Origin of the sequence: Treponema sp. UBA3813, from assembly GCA_002368605.1 — a bacterium.
GTDB lineage: Bacteria > Spirochaetota > Spirochaetia > Treponematales > Treponemataceae > Treponema_D.
Window position 1 is genome coordinate 28,112 of record DFEB01000069.1, and the last position, 16,390, is coordinate 44,501.

Genomic DNA, 16,390 nt, shown 5'->3' on the forward strand with positions numbered 1-16,390 from the left:
CCCGAAGGCGGCTCTATTGAAATTATTTGTTGAGTTCTGCTACGACAAGCTCGCCCATCTTTTTTGTTCCGACGAGTTTGCCCTGAGCCTTGACTTCAGCCATGTGGCTTCCTGCGATGTCGCCTGTTCGCCAGCCTGCGTCGAGAACTGCGTTTACGGCGTCTTCGATTGCCTTTGCTTCTGTCTCAAGCTTGAATGAGTAGCGGAGAAGCATTGCGGCAGAAAGGATTGTTGCCAAGGGGTTAGCGATGTCTTTTCCTGCGATGTCCGGGGCTGAACCGTGGATTGGCTCGTAAAGACCTGGGCCTGTTCCATCGCCCAAAGAAGCTGAGGCCAGCATACCGATTGAGCCTGTTACCTGACTTGCCTCGTCAGTGAGGATGTCGCCGAACATGTTGCTTGTGGCGATGACATCGAACTGGCGTGGCGCACGAACCATCTGCATTGCGGCATTGTCGATGTAGAGAAAGTCAAGGGTGATGTCCTTGTATTCCTCGTGGACTTTCTCTGCCACAGCCCGCCAGAGTCGGCTTGAGTTGAGGATGTTTGCCTTGTCAACTACAGTGAGATGCTTTTTGCGGTTCTTCGCGAATTCAAAGCCCATGCGGACGATTCGCTCGATTTCTGCCCATGTGTATTTTTCTGTGTCCCAGGCTGTTTTTCCGTCTGCGCTAGTTCCGCGCTCACCGAAGTAGATGCCGCCTGTAAGCTCGCGGACAACGAGAATATCAAGACCCTCGCCGACGATTTCGTCTTTGAGAGGGCAGGCGTCTTTAAGCTGCTTCCACATAACAGCCGGGCGGAGGTTAGCGAAAACCTTCATGCCGCCGCGAAGACCAAGAAGTGCCTTTTCCGGGCGGATTTCCGGAGCAACATTGTCCCATTTTGGACCGCCGACGGCTCCGAGAAGAGTTGCGTCGCTGTTGAGACAGATGTCAAGCTGATCCTGCGGGAGTGGTTTTCCCCATTTGTCGATGGCAGCTCCACCAGCGATTACATTTTTGTATGTCCATTTGTGGCCGTATTTTTTTGCGACAGCGTCAAGAACATTGACAGCCTCTGCAACAACATCAGGACCGATTCCGTCACCGGGAATCAAAGCGATTGTTTTTTCCATTTTTGTTCCTCTTGATTTATTGTCAGCCGAAATGACTCGGCATCTTAATTACGGATTTTATTATAGTGATGCAGGGTAATTGCGTAAAGTGTAGGGAGTCGGTCGCGCATCGCGAACAAACTCACGAGGTGAGTTTGTAGACGAGTCTCGCTGAAGGCTATGCCTGAAGCGCGTACATATTTTTAATATGGTAGTGAATTTTTTGCATTGTCAAAAAGTCTTATTCCTTATTATATTTATTACATAGGAGTTTTTATGGAAATTGATTCAAAGAATGCAGTGATTGTGCCTGAGGGAGTTTTTATTATCGGAACTTATGATGAGAACGGCGTTCCCAATGCCATGAATGCGGCCTGGGGAATTCAGTCTGATTATGAGGAAATCGCTCTTTTCCTTGCCCAGCACAAAACCACCGAAAATCTTAAAAAGACGGGAGCCTTTACGGTTGCTTTTGCTACAAAAAATACGGTTCAGATTTCTGACTATTTCGGCGTTGAGAGCGGTTCAAACGTGAATAAAATCGAAAAGGCCGGGGTTCATGTGCACAAGAGCGCGAATGTAAATGCACCGATTATCGAGGAATATCCTTTGGTTCTTGAGTGTGAGGTTACTGAATGGGACGAAAAGCGGGAAATGCTTAGGGGAAAAATAGTCGCCCAGCAGGCGGATGAGTCAATCCTTACTGACGGTAAGGTCGATTTGGGAAAACTCCAGCCGATTATGTACGACGCTTCTTTCCATGTTTACCGAGTAATCGGTGAAGTCGTGGGAAATGCTTTTAAAGACGGGCTTGCGATTAAAAACAAATAAAATTCTAAGGAAAAACTTTGGATGCAGAAAGTCGTGGTTTTCAATCTTGTTAACAGCAGTAATTGTGGAGACAAGATTATTGCACAAAGTCTTAAGAGTCATTTTGAGACGAAATTTTCGGTACTAAGCCGAGATATTCTTGGAAATCAGTCTGACTCTGGATTTTACTCTGTTCGGCGGCGGTTTTCTGCGTTCATCGTTCCGATTCTTCCTCGCTTTTTCAGGCACTTTCTGGTTCGCTTCTGTGCTTTTTTCAAATTCAGGATTATAAAGTCTGCGTTCTATACTTCTTCCGTTCGTGCTTCTGATTTTGTCGTCATCGGGGGCGGTCAGCTTTTTCGTGACAATGATTCTTATATGCCTTGTGCCTTAGATTCTCTCTTTCGTGCGATTCAAAAATATGAAAAACCTTTCTTCGTTCTTGGATGTGGTGTGTCTGGATTTTTGAGTCCTTACGCAAAAAAAGTCTTCAAGCGGATTTTTGAAAGTCATTTGAACAAAAAGAGCATTTTTCGCGATGAGAATTCGATTCAGATTCTTCAAAAAAACGGAATCACGGGGAATTTTTCTTTTGCTCCCGACCTTGCCTTTGCGCTTGGTTTTAAGAATCATGCGGAAAGCGGTGATTTTTTTGGTATTTGCGTGACATCACCGCGTACGATTTTATACTATGGAAGAGAAAGTTGGAAAAAATCAGCGAAAATCATCTCAAAAAGAATTCTTGAAGCAGTAGAAGAGAAAATTGCGGGTGAGCAGAAAATCCTCATTTTCTGCAATGGAAATCCTGAGGATTATTTCTTTGCGAAATTGCTTGTTAAAAAGATTCGGAAAAAATACCCTCATAAAGAATTCCTGTTTGCCCCCCGTCCGAGAAATCCGGCTGATTTGGAAAATCTTTTGTCGCATTGTCGGAATGTTTTCTCATACAGAATGCATGTTGCAATTCTCTGCGCGCTTCTTAAAATTCCCTGTGAACTTGAGCGGTGGGATTCAAAAACGGACGGATTGAGTTTTGACGAAAAGACGACGGAACGGAATATTCTTGCGGCGAAGTCAGTTTTTTCTTTTGGTGATTTTTGATACAATAAATTTGTTTTGGGATTTTTATTCAAGGAGAATTTTTATGGAAGATTATAAGAAAGAATTCATCGACTTTATGGTTGAGTGCAATGTGCTTAAATTCGGAAGCTTCACATTGAAGAGCGGGCGACAGTCTCCCTTCTTTATGAACGCTGGAGCCTATGTAACGGGAAGCCAACTCAAGCGACTGGGAGAATTTTACGCAAAGGCCATTCACGACAATTTCGGCGATGATTTTGATGTTTTCTTTGGCCCGGCTTACAAGGGAATCCCTTTGGCCGTGGTGACGGCAGTGGCTTATTCTGAGCTTTACGGAAAGGAAGTAAAATATTGCTCTGACCGAAAGGAAGCCAAAGACCACGGAGCCGATAAGGGCGACCTTTTGGGCTACAAAATCAAGGACGGAGACCGGGTTGTAATCATCGAGGATGTAACCACCAGCGGAAAGTCCATCGAAGAGACCTATCCCAAAATCAAGGCCCAGGAAGAAAAAGAGGGCGGAATCAAAATCGTGGGCGAAATCGTTTCTCTTAACCGCATGGAAAAAGCCCCCGACTCAGAAAAAGCCGCGCTGGATGTAATCAGCGAAAAATACGGCTTCCCTGCCAGAGCAATCGTAAGCATGAGTGAAGTGGTCGATGCCCTGTACACTAATGGCGATAAAAAGCTGATTACTGACGAAATTAAGGCTGAGATTGACAAGTACTACGAGACTTACGGAGCTAGGTAAGTTGAAAGCTGAAAACTGAAAGTTGAAAATTCCTCACGGAGCTCTGTGCGCTCTGTGAGGAATTTATAAATCTGCGGTTCCTACTTTAAAATCTCTCTTGCCCTTTCCAGGGCTCCTGAGATGTGGTCATGGATATTTTCGCGGCCAAGCTTGTCTGCCATGCCGGTTTTTTCGAGAAGTATGTAAGGCTGTGTGTGGATTCCTGAGATTACAATTGTGATGCCTTTTCGGTCACAGGCGGCTTTTGCCTGCTCTAAGGCGCGAATTCCGCCAGCGTCAAGGTAGATTGTGTTTCTCATGCGCAGAATAAGCACCTTGTAGTCAACGCCTGCTTTTTCAACGGCGACTTCGAATTTTCGCACGGTACCGAAGAAGAGAGGACCTTCAATTTCGTAAACCATAGCTCCATGGGGAAGGTCGAGTCGTTCTTCCGGCATGTCTGCGGCGTGAATTCCCGAAGTGAGGGCTTCCCGCTTGTTCTGAACTTCCGACAAATCTATCATCTTTTTAATGAAGAAGAAGGCCGCAAGCCCCAGACCAACTTCGATTGCCACAGTCAAATCTACGAAGACTGTGATGAAGAAAGTGACTGCAAAGACGGCTGTGTCTGATTTTTGACCGCGGACAAGGGAGCGGATTGCAGGAAAGCCCGCCATGTTCCATGCCACATTGATTAAAACTGCCGCAAGAGCCGCCATTGGAATGTAAGCCGCGTATTTTCCGAAGAAGAGGAGAATCAAAAGCAGGGTGAGGGCGTGAACGATGCCCGCTATTGGTGTGCGCCCGCCGTTTTTGATGTTTGTTGCTGTGCGGGCGATTGCTCCAGTGGCCGGAATGCCTCCGAAGAGGGGAGAAGCGATGTTTGCGATTCCCTGACCGATAAGCTCTGTGTTTGAGTCATGCTTGCCGCCTGTCATACCGTCAGCGACCACAGCCGAAAGAAGGGATTCGATTGCCGCAAGGACAGCGATTGAAACTGCCGTGGGGAAGAGCATTCGGATTGTGCTTAAAGAAAAGTCTGGCAGCTGGGGAGCGGGAAGGGTGTTTGGAATTACGAAATGGCGGCTTCCGTCGGCGAAGGTGCCGATAGTGTCTGTTTTAAGACCGCAGAATTTGTCCAGAAGGATTGAAGCCACGGTAGCCAGAATCAGGACGATGAAACTTCCCGGAATCTTTTTTATAAATTTTGACCAGATGAAGATAAAAGCGAGGCAAACCGAAGCCATGATGAATGAATAAACATTAATCGTTGAGGCTGATTTGATATAAACGATGATTTTTGGCAAAAAGTCGCCCGGCATTTTTGAATATTCCTCGCCTAAAATCCGCATTGGTTCAGAAAAGTCCGGAGCAAGGCCGAAAAAGTCTCCGATTTGGCCGGCTGCGATGGTGACTGCGATTCCTGCCGTAAATCCTGTGACGATTGTATATGGAATGAATTTGACCAAACCGCCCATCTTGAATGCGCCCAAAAGAATCAAAAGAATGCCCGCCATGACCGTGGCCGTTGCAAGGCCGGAAAGTCCGAACTGGGCGACGACGCCGTAAACGATGACCGCAAAGGCTCCCGTGGGGCCGCCAATCTGAACGGCAGAGCCACCGAAGGCTGAGATACAGAAGCCCGCGATGATTGCGGTAAAGAGGCCTGCCGCCGGGTTCACTCCCGAAGCGATGGCGAATGCGATTGCCAGCGGAAGAGCGACAATGCCGACGATAATACCTGCGATGAGGTCGGAAATAAAGGTGCGAGAATTGTATCCTTTAAGCGAATTGATGAGCTGTGGTTTGAACATAATGTAAAATTATGCTCTTTTATGCTCTTTTATGCAATAAGCGGTGACTTCCCCCTTTATTTTTTGCTATAATTTCGCTATGAAACATCACGCTTCCTTTTCAAGGTACTTTTCCAAAAAAACATTTTTTATCTGTGCAAATCTTTGTAATCTGTGGATTTTCCTCGCTTCTTGTTCCCGTTCCCCCGAAATGACTCTTTCAGAGATTGAGGCGGCCAGGGCCAGCGGGGCTAACGAACTGATTGAGAAGACTGTTCACCGCCCGAATTTGACCAATCATTTTGAGACTGGAAAGGTCGGCGGCACTTACAATGACATCATTATGGGGGAGCCCAAGAGTTTTAACATGCTGGTGGCCGAAAAAGACGGTACTACGGCGGGTGTGGTGGCTCCTCTGGTTCAGTATCTGGCCGACTATGACATTATCAAGCGGGAATGGAAGGGGCGTATCGCGGACTTTGAGATAAAAATCGATGAGGAAAATAATAAACTCGATGTGATATATACGATTAAGAGCGATGTCTACTGGTCTTTCTACGGAAACGCCAGGCCAAAGGTAAAAGTGACCAGCGACGATGTGATTTTCTGGTACGATGAGATTCAGGGGGATGAAGAATGCGGTTCTTCGGCCTATAATTCCCAGTTTATGCCCATGGATGACGGCAGTGAGGCGCGGATTACAATCGAAAAAATTGATGATGCGAGCTTTGTTTTTCATTTTCCGCAGATTGTCGCTGAGCCGATTCTGCAGACGAATATGGATTTCGGTCCCCGCTTTTTGTACAAGGCCGCAAAGGACAAGGGCGGGGCGGATGCTGTAAAAAAACTCTTCACTGTTGCCGCAGACCCCAAGGAGCTTCCTTCCTGCGGACCTTATTTCCTTACCGAATATGTTCCGGGGCAGAGGCTTTTGTACAAGCGGAATCCTGAATTCTGGGACAAGGACGCGAAGGGCGAAAGCCATCATTACCCGGAAGAGTTGGTCTATCAGGTGGTTGGAGATGCGAATACGGCCTATCTTTTGTTCAAACAGGGCAAAATCGAGGACTATTCTTTTCAGCCGGAGCAGCTGGAGGAAGCCGTCAGGGACGCAGAAAATGTCCTTACTCCCGACGGCCAGTTTATTCCTGAAAATGCAGAAAAAACAGAGGGCTACACGGTCTTTAATGCGGACGGCTCCATGAACGCTTCATTCTGGTCTTTCAATCAAAATCCTAAAAATCAAGGTGAGGCTTTTTACAAATGGTTCTGCAAAAAAGAATTTCGTCAGGCAATGAGCTGCCTTTTGAACCGGGAGAGAATCATTTCCCAGACTTACCGGGGCCTCGCCGAGCCGACTTACTCTTTCTTCCCCGAAGTCAACCGCTATTATAATGAAGATATTATCCTTCAATACCGCTATTCCCATGCCCACGCGAAAAAATTGCTTGAGGCGGCGGGATTTTCCAAGAAAGACGATGGATTTTTGTATGACTCAGAGGGAAACAAAGTCGAATTTGATTTGACCATTAACGGAAACGACACGATTTCTTCAGATATTGCCCAGATTATCGTGGACGAGTGCAAAAAAGAAGGAATCACGGTTACGCCACGAGCCACGGACTTTCAGAAACTCGTTGACCAGCTGATGACAAGCTACGACTGGCAGAGTATTATCATCGGTTTTGGTGGCGGCTCTCTTTTCCCCACTCAGGGAAGCAATGTCTGGGTTAGCGACGGAAACCTGCATCTCTGGTACCCATTGCAAAAATCCCCCGCCACTGACTGGGAAGCGCGGGTGGACGAGCTTTACCACAAGGCCAAGTGCATCGTGGATTATGAGGAAGCCAAGCCTCTCTGGGATGAGTATCAGTCGATTTTCCTTGAGCAGTGCCCGATTATCTATCTCATGCGCCGCCGCTCTTTCTACGGCCTGCAAAATCGCTGGGACATGACCAATGTTTACTACGACAATCTAAACGGCGCGGAAACGAATTATCTTTATTTAAAATAAAATCAGGAGTAAAATAGAAAAATGTTTACAACGATTATTTCTTTTATTCGAGTCGCATTTTACATGCTCTCAAAAAATAAAGTCCGCCGTCTCGCCCTCAAATATGACAAGGCTGGCGACATTGCCAATCGCGATAAAGTTGTTTTCGGAATCGTTCCCAAGTGGGCGCGCTTCGTTTTTGAAAAAGTCACTCGGTCTACGGTAGAAGTTACAGGCCTTGAGAAAATTCCTCAGGACAGGGCCGTGGTTTTCATCGGAAATCATCAGGGAAACATGGATATTCCCCTTTTGTTCGGCTACATCAACAAGCCCATGACTTTCGTAGCAAAAGCCGAGTTGGGTAAAATTCCCCTTCTTTCTGACTGGATGAAGCTCTTGCAGTGCACTTTCATCGAGCGGAAAAGCCCCCGCAAGTCAATTCAGGCCATTCATGATGCGGCTGAGGGCGTAAAAAAGGGCTATTCTCAGGTCATTTTCCCGGAGGGAACGCGAAGCAAGGGCGGACCCCACCACGAATTCAAGGCCGGAAGTTTCAAGCTTGCCTTTATGTCTGGTGCACCCATCGTTCCCGTTACCATCGACGGCACCTGGAGAATCTACGAGGGGCAAAAAAAAGTCAAAAAAGGCCAGCATGTTAAGCTCATAATTCACGACCCGATTGAAACGGCAGGGCTTTCAAAAGAAGAGCAGTCAAAAATCCACGAAAAAGTGGAGCAAATCGTATGCGAGCCCTTAAATGAGCAGGCAGGAAGCAGTAATGCATAATAATCAGTCGGGCGCCACCCCTTCACAGTCTAGTCAGCCGCTTGTCGGACTGAAAATTCTTGTCAGGACATGGAGGTCCAAGTATCCTCTCCTTTCATTCATCACTTCCCGGCTTGTCACTATGCTTGTCGTGCTTTTTGTTTTTGGCTGGGCTCTTTTCGGCTTAATGGCACTGGCTCCCGGAGATATCGTTGACCAGATGATGCAGCAGCAGCTTATGAGCCAGACAGAGTCAAAGGGCGGCTCAAATAGGGACAATGTTCTTAGCGAAGAGCAGATGGCCAAAATGCGTTCTGAGCTGGGCTTGGACAAGCCCTTTACGATTCAGTATTTCCGCTGGCTGGAGCGGGTTGTCATACATCACGATTTGGGCGTATCGCTGATTTCAAAGGCACCGGTTTCTTTCCTTATTAAAAGCCGTATCGTTAATTCCCTTGTTCTGAATATTATCTCCCTGGTTTTTATCACGGTTTTCTCTTTTTTGCTGGGCGTTTATTTTTCAAGCAAGGCTGGCACCCGTGTGGATGTGGCGGCTACTTTCTTTGCCCTTTTCTTTCATGCCTTCCCCGGAATCCTTCTTCTGATTCTCTTGCAACTTTTCGCTTCGATTACGGGGCTTTTCCCTGTGACGGCATATCCAGATTTTCCTCTTTCAGAAAATCCGATTAAATTCATTTTCAGCTACAATTATCATGTTTTTCTGCCTCTGTTTGCTTCATTTTTAGGCGGAATCGGTGGAACCATGCGCATGATTCGCTCAACCATGCTGGATCAGATGGGCATGCCTTACATCATGGCTCTTCGCTCAAGGGGAATCAGCGAGCGGCGGGTTTATCTCAATCACGCTTTCAGAAACACTCTCAACCCCTACATCACGGGAAGTGCAAATCTTCTGGCCTCTCTTTTTTCAGGCTCCCTTGTTTTGGAAATTATTTTCTCATACCCTGGAATCGGACGGCTTTCTTATGATGCGGTCATGCAGCAGGATGTGAATCTTGTCCTTGCCTGCACCATGCTTATTGCTGCCCTTGATTTGATTGGTATAACAATTTCAGATATTTTACTTGCGGTCGTAGATCCGCGGATCCGTTATGGAAAGGAAGGTTAATATGAAAAAAAATTATGTTGTTTCTCTGCTTGCCGCTGCGCTTGCACTTTTTGTCCTGTTCTCATGTTCTACATTGAAAGAATTGGGGCTAGCTCCGTCAGTCTCCTTAAAAGCCGTTTCGCTTGCTTCTGTAGATTTTGACGGAATTACATTCAACTGTGATTATTCGATTTCAAATCCGCTTCCAGTGGGCATCTCAATAAAAAAAGTCGCCGCAGATGTTGTCTATGAGTCAAATACATTTACAAGCCTTACTGCCGATGAAGGTGTTAAAGTCAAGGCTCTCGGTTCGCAGACAAATAAATTGTCTTTCAAAGTTCCTTATGATACGATTCTCTCATTTGCCTCTTCTTCAAAGTCATCTTCAAAAACATCTCTACCATTTAAAATAAACGGAAAAGTTTCTCTTGATTTTAATGGCGCAGCTCTTGCCGAATCTCTTGCCTCTGATTTGCCCTTTTCTGTGGATTTTGATGTTCCTGTTTTTAAACCTTCGCTTTCTCTCTCTAATCCAAAAGTGCAACTTCCCAGTCTGACAGAACTTAAAGATTCTTTTGTTTCCGGGGGCATGAATATTGTAAAGGCTGCGACTGTTGCGGCTGCGATTATTGGCGGTCAGTCAGTTGCTGACAGCGTTTTTGACGGAATTGACCTTGATTTTAAGGTTTCGTTTAATTTAAATGTCGCAAATTCTGGTTCAGCTCCATGGAAGTATGTCCTTAATTCTTGCTCTCTCACAACTTCGTCTGGCAACGCAATTCAGCTTGATGCTGGCTCAAATAATGAAATTACCTCTTCAAGCGGAACAATTCCTGTGACGGCAAAACTCAATACGCTTACGGCAGGAAAATTCATAGTTCAACTTCTCAATAAAAAGGGTGGAAATCCGACATTTACTTTTGACAGCGGATTGTCCTTTACGGAGCTTTCTTATGCTCCTAATATTCCTCTTGCCTATTCAAAAGAAGTTCCCTTGTCTAATTTTGGAATTTCAAAATAAGGCGGGATGCTTGTGGTGCGCTTGATTCAATACCTCAAAAGCAGACCTCTTGCGCTTGTCTCTTTGGCTCTGCTTGCTCTTCTCTATCTTTTCATGATTTTTGCTGAATTCATCTCGCCCTATACGCCCACCCGCTCATTTGAGGAAGACACTTTTCATCCCTCAAACATCGAACTTAGCGCAAAAGGCTTGGTCGCCAGAGAATACCGGGTCTTGAGCCCCATTACATGGCGGTATGCGAAAGTGAAGGGTAGCGAATTCCACCACAAAATCCGCTTTTTCGTAAAAGGCGAGGAATACCGCCTCTTCGGCCTCATTCCAGTGAGCCGTCACCTTTTCGGCACCCTGCCGGACGAAAGCACCGGCGAAGTCTACCCGGTCTTTCTTTTCGGAGCGGACAATCTCGGTCGTGACCTTTTTTCCCGCATGGTCTACGGAAGTCGAATCTCCCTTACAATCGGCTTTGTTGCCAGCGCCATTTCCCTGATTCTGGCGATTCTCTTTGGCGGAATTGCAGGCTACTACGGCGGAAAACCTGACTGGTTTGTCATGCGTGTCTGTGAATTCCTCATGCTCATACCGAGTTTATACCTTATCCTTTTCTTGCGTTCTATTTTAAACACGAAAATGGATTCCGGCACGGCCTACATGATAATCACGGTGATTCTTTCCCTGGTCGGCTGGCCTGGAACTGCCCGCACTCTCCGGGGCATGGTTCACTCAATCAAACGGGATGAATTCGTCCTTGACGCGGGCCTTGAAGGAATCCCTTCCACGGTGATTATTTTCGTCCACATCATCCCCCAGATTACCAGTCTCTTAATCGTCTCTACCACGCTGGCCATTCCGGGCTTTATCATGAGCGAGACCACTCTTTCTTATCTGGGGCTTGGCATTTCCGATCCTGCCGTAAGCTGGGGCAGCCTCATAAACCGTGACATCTCCACTCTTTCAAACCTCAAGAATTTCCCATGGCTTCTTAGCCCGGTCTGGCTTTTGCTTTTAGTCACCCTGGCCTTCAACTTTTTAGGCGACGCTCTCCGGGACTATTTCGACCCCTATCATGTGATTTTCCCTACATGGAAGAAAAAATCCACAGATTCACACAGATTAACACAGATTATAAAAAACAGTCAGGATGAAATCAGCGAGAATCCGCGTGAATCCGCGTCTGCTTCTTTCCTTTCCGTGGAGAATCTCAGGATTTCATTCACTGTCTTGCGAGGCTCTTCCCACACGATTATTCAGTCCGTGCGGGGAGTCTCTTTCCAGATGAATCGTGGCGAAATACTGGGAATCGTGGGCGAGTCGGGAAGCGGAAAATCTGTCACAACTACGGCGATTCCTGCCCTGCATCCCTCTAACGCCACAGTTGAGGGAAAAATCTTTTTTGACGGCGTGGAGCTTACTTCCCTGAGCCAAAAAGAGATGCGCTCATACCGGGGCAAAAAAATCGGCCTGATTTTTCAGGAGCCGGGCAGAAGCTTTGACCCCCTGCAGAACATAGGCTCGGTCTTCTTCGAGACTTTCCGAAACAGCCAGCCTGAAATCAGTCGCGGCGAGGCAGACGAAAAAGCCGTGACTCTTCTTGACGAAGTGGGCCTGCCGGACCCCAAAAGCCGCCTTAAAAATTACCCCCACCAGTTCTCAGGGGGGCAGCTCCAGCGAATCTCCATCGCCCTTTCCCTTGCCCAGGGCTGCCAGCTTCTGATTGCAGACGAGCCAACCACCGCCCTTGACGTTACGATTCAGGCTCAGATTGTCTCTTTGCTGGCAAATCTTCGAAAAACGCGAAATCTTTCTATTATATTCATCAGCCACAACATAGATTTGGTGGCAGGCCTTTGCGACAATATCATCGTCATGTACGGCGGTCTCATTATGGAGAAGGGAAGTAGCGAAGAAATCATGCGCCATGCAAAGCACCCTTACACCCAGGCTCTCCTTGCCTCTTCGCCGAAATTCGGCAGCCACTACAGCACAGAAAAATTAGTCTCAATTCCCGGCCGCGTCACGGATCCCGCTCACCCGGAGCCGGGCTGTCCTTTCGCGCCAAGATGCCAATACGCAAAAGATGAATGTAAAAAAAGCGGGATTTGTTACAAAATGGGGGAATCATGACACGAAAACTTGGAATTATCGCGCTGGAGTCTGCCCAAAACGCAGGAAACAAAATCGATTCCATCCTTTCTGAATGGCGGGGGGGCGAGCATTTTTTGATTCCAGCCCAATGTCCCCGATTCGGAACCGGCGAGGCTAAGGGAATCGTCAAAGAGTCCGTGCGGGACCGTGATTTATACATTCTCGTGGATGTCTGTAATTCCTCAATCACTTACAAAATGGACGGTCAGCTTAACCGCATGTCCCCGGACGATCATTTTCAGGATTTAAAGAGGGTGATTGCAGCCTGTAACGGAAAGGCCGAGCGAATCACCGTAATCATGCCATTTTTGTATGAGAGCCGCCAGCACCGCCGGGTTTTGAGGGAATCCCTTGACTGCGCTGTCATGCTGCGGGAACTTGAGAATATGGGAGTCCATGAAATCATCACTTTTGATGCCCATGACCCCCGAATGCAGAGCGCAATTCCTTTGAGCGGATTTGAGAATGTCTCCCCGGCCCTGCAATTTACCCAAAGTCTGCTTACAGAATATGAAGACTTAAAAATTGACAGCGAGCACATGATGTTTATTTCCCCGGACGAAGGGGCCATGGACAGGGTTGTCTTTATGGCATCAATTTTCGGCGTAAATATCGGCATGTTTTACAAGCGACGGGATTATAGCGTGGTCGTCAATGGCATGAATCCCATTATCGCCCATGATTTTTGCGGCGAGTCTGTCGAAGGAAAGGATTGTATCGTCATCGATGACATGATTTCTTCGGGCGGCAGCATGATTGATGTGGCGCAGCAACTGAAAGCGCGGGGTGCAAAGAGAGTTCTTGTTTTTGCGACTTTCGGACTTTTTACCAACGGTTTCGAGAAATTCGACAAGGCCTATGAGGAAGGTCTTTTTGACCGGCTTTTCACGACAAATCTCATTCATCAGAGGTCTGAACTGAAAGAAAAAGTCTGGTATTACTCTGTGAATGTGAACCTTTATGTGGCGGCAATCATTGATACAATGAATAAGGGAGAGTCAATGACAGAGCTTGTCCGTCCTGCAAAACGAATTAAGGAAATGCTTGATTTATATAAAAAGAGCGGAGAGAATTAATAAAATGTCTGATTTTATCATTCAAGCTGACCACTTAACAAAACGCTTCACTCTGGACGCGGGCTTTTTCGCCAAGCAAGACCGGTTTGTCTACGCGGTCAACGATGTCTCTTTCGGAATAGAGCGAGGGAAAACTTACGGTCTGGTTGGTGAATCCGGCTGTGGCAAAACCACCACGGCGAGAATGTTAGTTCGCATGTACAAGGCTGATGGCGGGGCAATCTGGTACAGTTCCAGCGAAAACAGGGCGCTCCTGCCGACAAGCGGCAGTCGGGCTATCCGCCCTTCCGCTGACGCTCCATTGCCTGCGGCAACTGGCGCCGCTCCTATCCCTAGCGCGTCAAGACAGAATGTCCTTCTCTTTAATCGCAAGCAGCTCCGCTCTTACCGGGAAAAAATCAAATATGTCTTTCAAGATCCGTCCCGCTCCTTAAATCCCCGCATGACGGTTTTCAATATCCTTACCGCCAGCTACAAATATTCTTCAATTTGGCCGGGTAAAAAAGCCGCCTGGGAGGAAGCTGCCAAAATCATGGAAGAAGTTGGCCTTGATCCCTTGGACTTGGAAAAACGACCCAGCGAATTTTCCGGCGGCCAGAGGCAGAGAATCTCTATTGCCCGCGCCCTTATCATGAAGCCCGAAGTCATGTTCTGTGACGAGGTGGTGAGTGCGCTGGATGTTTCCGTCCAGAGCCAGATTCTCAATCTTTTGCAGGATATTCGCCAGAAAAGAGGCATTTCCTTTCTTTTTATAGCCCATGATTTACGGGTTTCCTGCTATTTCTGCGACACAATCGGCGTAATGTACCGCGGGCTTCTTGTGGAAGAAGCCCCTGCTCGTGATTTGTACCAGACAGCCGCCCATCCTTACACGAAACTTCTCTTTCAGGGAAGCGAAAGTTCTGGCGGTGAGTCAAAGGGCGAAGTTAAAACCACTCTTGAAAGCTTGCACGGCTGCCCCTTCGCCCATCGTTGCCCCCATGCAAGCGAAAAATGCCGTTCAGAAATCCCTGAATGGAAGGAAATCAGTGCGGGTCACAAAGTTCGTTGTAATCTCTGTTAAACTGTGTTAATCTGAAATAAAAAAGGAGTTTGCCATGACAAATAAAGAGGTTCTGGAAGCGCTCAGGCAGATTAAAACCTATTGCGCGGCTGATTCACTGGACAAATTGAACTATGCAATTGCTGTCATTGAAAAACTTGATAATGATGGTATAGAAAATCCCCTAAAAACAGATTTTTCAAAACTTTTAAATAAAGGAAAATAAAATGACAGGAACTTTTTGGTCTCTTCTGCCACCGATTGTCGCAATCGCCCTGGCTCTCATCACAAAGGAAGTCTATTCTTCACTTTTTGTCGGAATTTTAATCGGTGGTGCTTTTTTTGCAGTTGATGCATCAAGCGGATTCACAGGCTTTTTTACTCATGTCTTTAATGACGGTATGATTAAGCAGCTTTCAGACAGCTGGAATGTGGGTATCCTTGTCTTCCTGGTAGTTCTCGGAACCATGGTTGCCCTTATGAACAAGGCTGGCGGTTCTGCGGCTTTCGGCGAATGGGCTAAAAAGCACATTAAAAGCCGTGCAGGCGCTCAGGTGGCAACGATTTGTCTCGGAATCCTAATTTTTATAGATGACTACTTCAACTGTCTCACTGTCGGCTCGGTCATGCGCCCAATTACCAAAAAATACAAGGTTTCACGGGAAAAACTGGCCTATCTTATTGACGCGACTGCGGCTCCTGTTTGTATCATCGCGCCGATTTCTTCTTGGGCGGCGGCTGTGGCGGGCTTTGTCAGTGAAGGAGAGAACGGTCTTGCTCTTTTCTGCAAGGCAATTCCTTTCAATTTCTACGCTTTCTTCACAATCGGAATGATGTTCCTTCTCGTTTTCATGAAATTTGAATTCGGTCCTATGGCAAGGTACGAGGACTCCCGCCTCAATCTGCCTGATGAGGAGTACGAAGAGGTAAGCAGTCGTGGCGGAGTATTCGACCTTGTTTTCCCGATTGTGGCTTTGATTCTTCTTTGTACGATTGGCATGATTTACACAGGCGGATTTTTTGCCAGCGGCGAAGAACACAAAAATTTCGTGGACGCATTCGCAGCTTCCGACGCATCAGTAGGACTTGTTCTCGGCTCTTTTGCGGCTCTTGTCCTGACAATCATCGTCTTTTTGATTCGCCGCGTCCTTCCTTTTAAGGACTGCATGGGCTGTATTCCAGACGGCTTTAAGGCCATGGTTCCGGCCATTCTGATTCTTACTCTGGCCTGGACTCTCAAAGCCATGACCGATTCGCTTGAGGCGTCAAAGTATGTAGCCGGTCTTGTTGAAAACAGCGCCCAGGGGCTGCAGAATTTCCTGCCCGCTATCATCTTCGTAATCGCTGCCTTCCTTGCTTTTGCCACAGGCACCAGCTGGGGAACATTCGGAATCCTTATTCCAATTTGTATCGCAGTCTTCCCGGCCGTGGATAATCCCTTGCGAATTATCTCCATTTCTGCTTGTATGGCGGGGGCTGTTGCCGGTGACCATTGTTCTCCAATCAGCGACACCACGATTATGGCAAGCGCGGGTGCCCAGTGTGAGCATGTGAATCATGTCTCAACCCAGCTTCCCTATGCTATTACAGTTGCGACAATTTCTTTCGTCACCTACATCGTAGCGGGCTTTGCTCAGGGCTTGGGAATCGTAGCCAGCGGAATTATCTCATGGATTGTCGGGGCAGTCGCTTTGCTCGGAACTTTGATTGTTTTAAAAAAGAAAATTAAATAAG

General features: G+C 47.1%; 14 protein-coding genes. 12 read left to right on the forward strand and 2 right to left on the reverse strand.

The genetic code is table 11. The annotated features are described in order from the left end of the window. Positions 1–22 precede the first annotated feature (22 nt). Positions 23–1,117, reverse strand: coding sequence for a 3-isopropylmalate dehydrogenase (gene leuB / locus B2089_RS10415; protein ID WP_296322895.1), 1,095 nt, complete (start codon positions 1,115–1,117; stop codon positions 23–25). A 255-nt stretch (positions 1,118–1,372) separates the two neighbouring features. Between leuB and B2089_RS10420 the strand changes: the two genes are divergently transcribed. Genes B2089_RS10420 through pyrE form a run of 3 tightly spaced genes read left to right on the forward strand, consistent with a single transcriptional unit; the run spans position 1,373 to position 3,737 of the window. Continuing rightward, complete coding sequence (locus B2089_RS10420) at positions 1,373–1,927, forward strand: flavin reductase family protein (protein WP_296322892.1); 555 nt, start codon at positions 1,373–1,375, stop codon at positions 1,925–1,927. Between the two features lie 21 nt (positions 1,928–1,948). Beyond that, positions 1,949–3,007, forward strand: a complete 1,059-nt coding sequence (locus tag B2089_RS10425; protein ID WP_296322889.1) for a polysaccharide pyruvyl transferase family protein — start codon at positions 1,949–1,951, stop codon at positions 3,005–3,007. Positions 3,008–3,050: 43 nt separating this feature from the next. Beyond that, positions 3,051–3,737, forward strand: a complete 687-nt coding sequence (gene pyrE / locus B2089_RS10430) for an orotate phosphoribosyltransferase (RefSeq protein ID WP_296322878.1) — start codon at positions 3,051–3,053, stop codon at positions 3,735–3,737. 80 nt (positions 3,738–3,817) lie between these two features. Here pyrE and B2089_RS10435 read toward each other — a convergent pair whose 3' ends face one another. Further along, positions 3,818–5,530 (reverse strand): SulP family inorganic anion transporter, encoded by a 1,713-nt coding sequence (locus B2089_RS10435; RefSeq protein ID WP_296322874.1) that lies wholly within the window; start codon positions 5,528–5,530, stop codon positions 3,818–3,820. Positions 5,531–5,609: 79 nt separating this feature from the next. Here B2089_RS10435 and B2089_RS10440 point away from each other — a divergent pair, with 79 nt between their 5' ends. The 9 genes from B2089_RS10440 to B2089_RS10480 are packed head-to-tail and all read left to right on the forward strand — an operon-like array spanning position 5,610 to position 16,389. After that, positions 5,610–7,523, forward strand: coding sequence for an ABC transporter substrate-binding protein (locus B2089_RS10440; protein WP_296322872.1), 1,914 nt, complete (start codon positions 5,610–5,612; stop codon positions 7,521–7,523). 21 nt (positions 7,524–7,544) lie between these two features. After that, a complete protein-coding gene (locus tag B2089_RS10445) occupies positions 7,545–8,288 on the forward strand; it encodes a lysophospholipid acyltransferase family protein (RefSeq protein WP_296322869.1) in 744 nt (247 codons plus the stop codon). After that, complete coding sequence (locus B2089_RS10450; RefSeq protein WP_296322867.1) at positions 8,281–9,396, forward strand: ABC transporter permease; 1,116 nt, start codon at positions 8,281–8,283, stop codon at positions 9,394–9,396. Before B2089_RS10445 ends, B2089_RS10450 begins: the two co-directional genes overlap by 8 nt. 1 nt (position 9,397) lies before the next feature. Next, on the forward strand, positions 9,398–10,396 hold the full coding sequence (locus B2089_RS10455) for an LEA type 2 family protein (RefSeq protein ID WP_296322865.1): 999 nt from the start codon (positions 9,398–9,400) through the stop codon (positions 10,394–10,396). A gap of 6 nt (positions 10,397–10,402) precedes the next feature. After that, entirely contained in the window at positions 10,403–12,517 is a 2,115-nt protein-coding gene (locus tag B2089_RS10460) for a dipeptide/oligopeptide/nickel ABC transporter permease/ATP-binding protein (protein ID WP_414717871.1), read from the forward strand. Then, positions 12,514–13,614: a ribose-phosphate pyrophosphokinase gene (locus B2089_RS10465; RefSeq protein ID WP_296322858.1), complete on the forward strand. Its 1,101-nt coding sequence runs from the start codon at positions 12,514–12,516 to the stop codon at positions 13,612–13,614. Before B2089_RS10460 ends, B2089_RS10465 begins: the two co-directional genes overlap by 4 nt. A 4-nt stretch (positions 13,615–13,618) precedes the next feature. Next, positions 13,619–14,677, forward strand: a complete 1,059-nt coding sequence (locus tag B2089_RS10470) for an oligopeptide/dipeptide ABC transporter ATP-binding protein (RefSeq protein WP_296322855.1) — start codon at positions 13,619–13,621, stop codon at positions 14,675–14,677. Between the two features lie 34 nt (positions 14,678–14,711). Further along, positions 14,712–14,882 (forward strand): hypothetical protein, encoded by a 171-nt coding sequence (locus B2089_RS10475; protein WP_296322851.1) that lies wholly within the window; start codon positions 14,712–14,714, stop codon positions 14,880–14,882. 1 nt (position 14,883) lies between these two features. After that, positions 14,884–16,389, forward strand: a complete 1,506-nt coding sequence (locus B2089_RS10480) for a Na+/H+ antiporter NhaC family protein (protein ID WP_296322849.1) — start codon at positions 14,884–14,886, stop codon at positions 16,387–16,389. The last annotated feature ends 1 nt before the right edge of the window (position 16,390 follow it).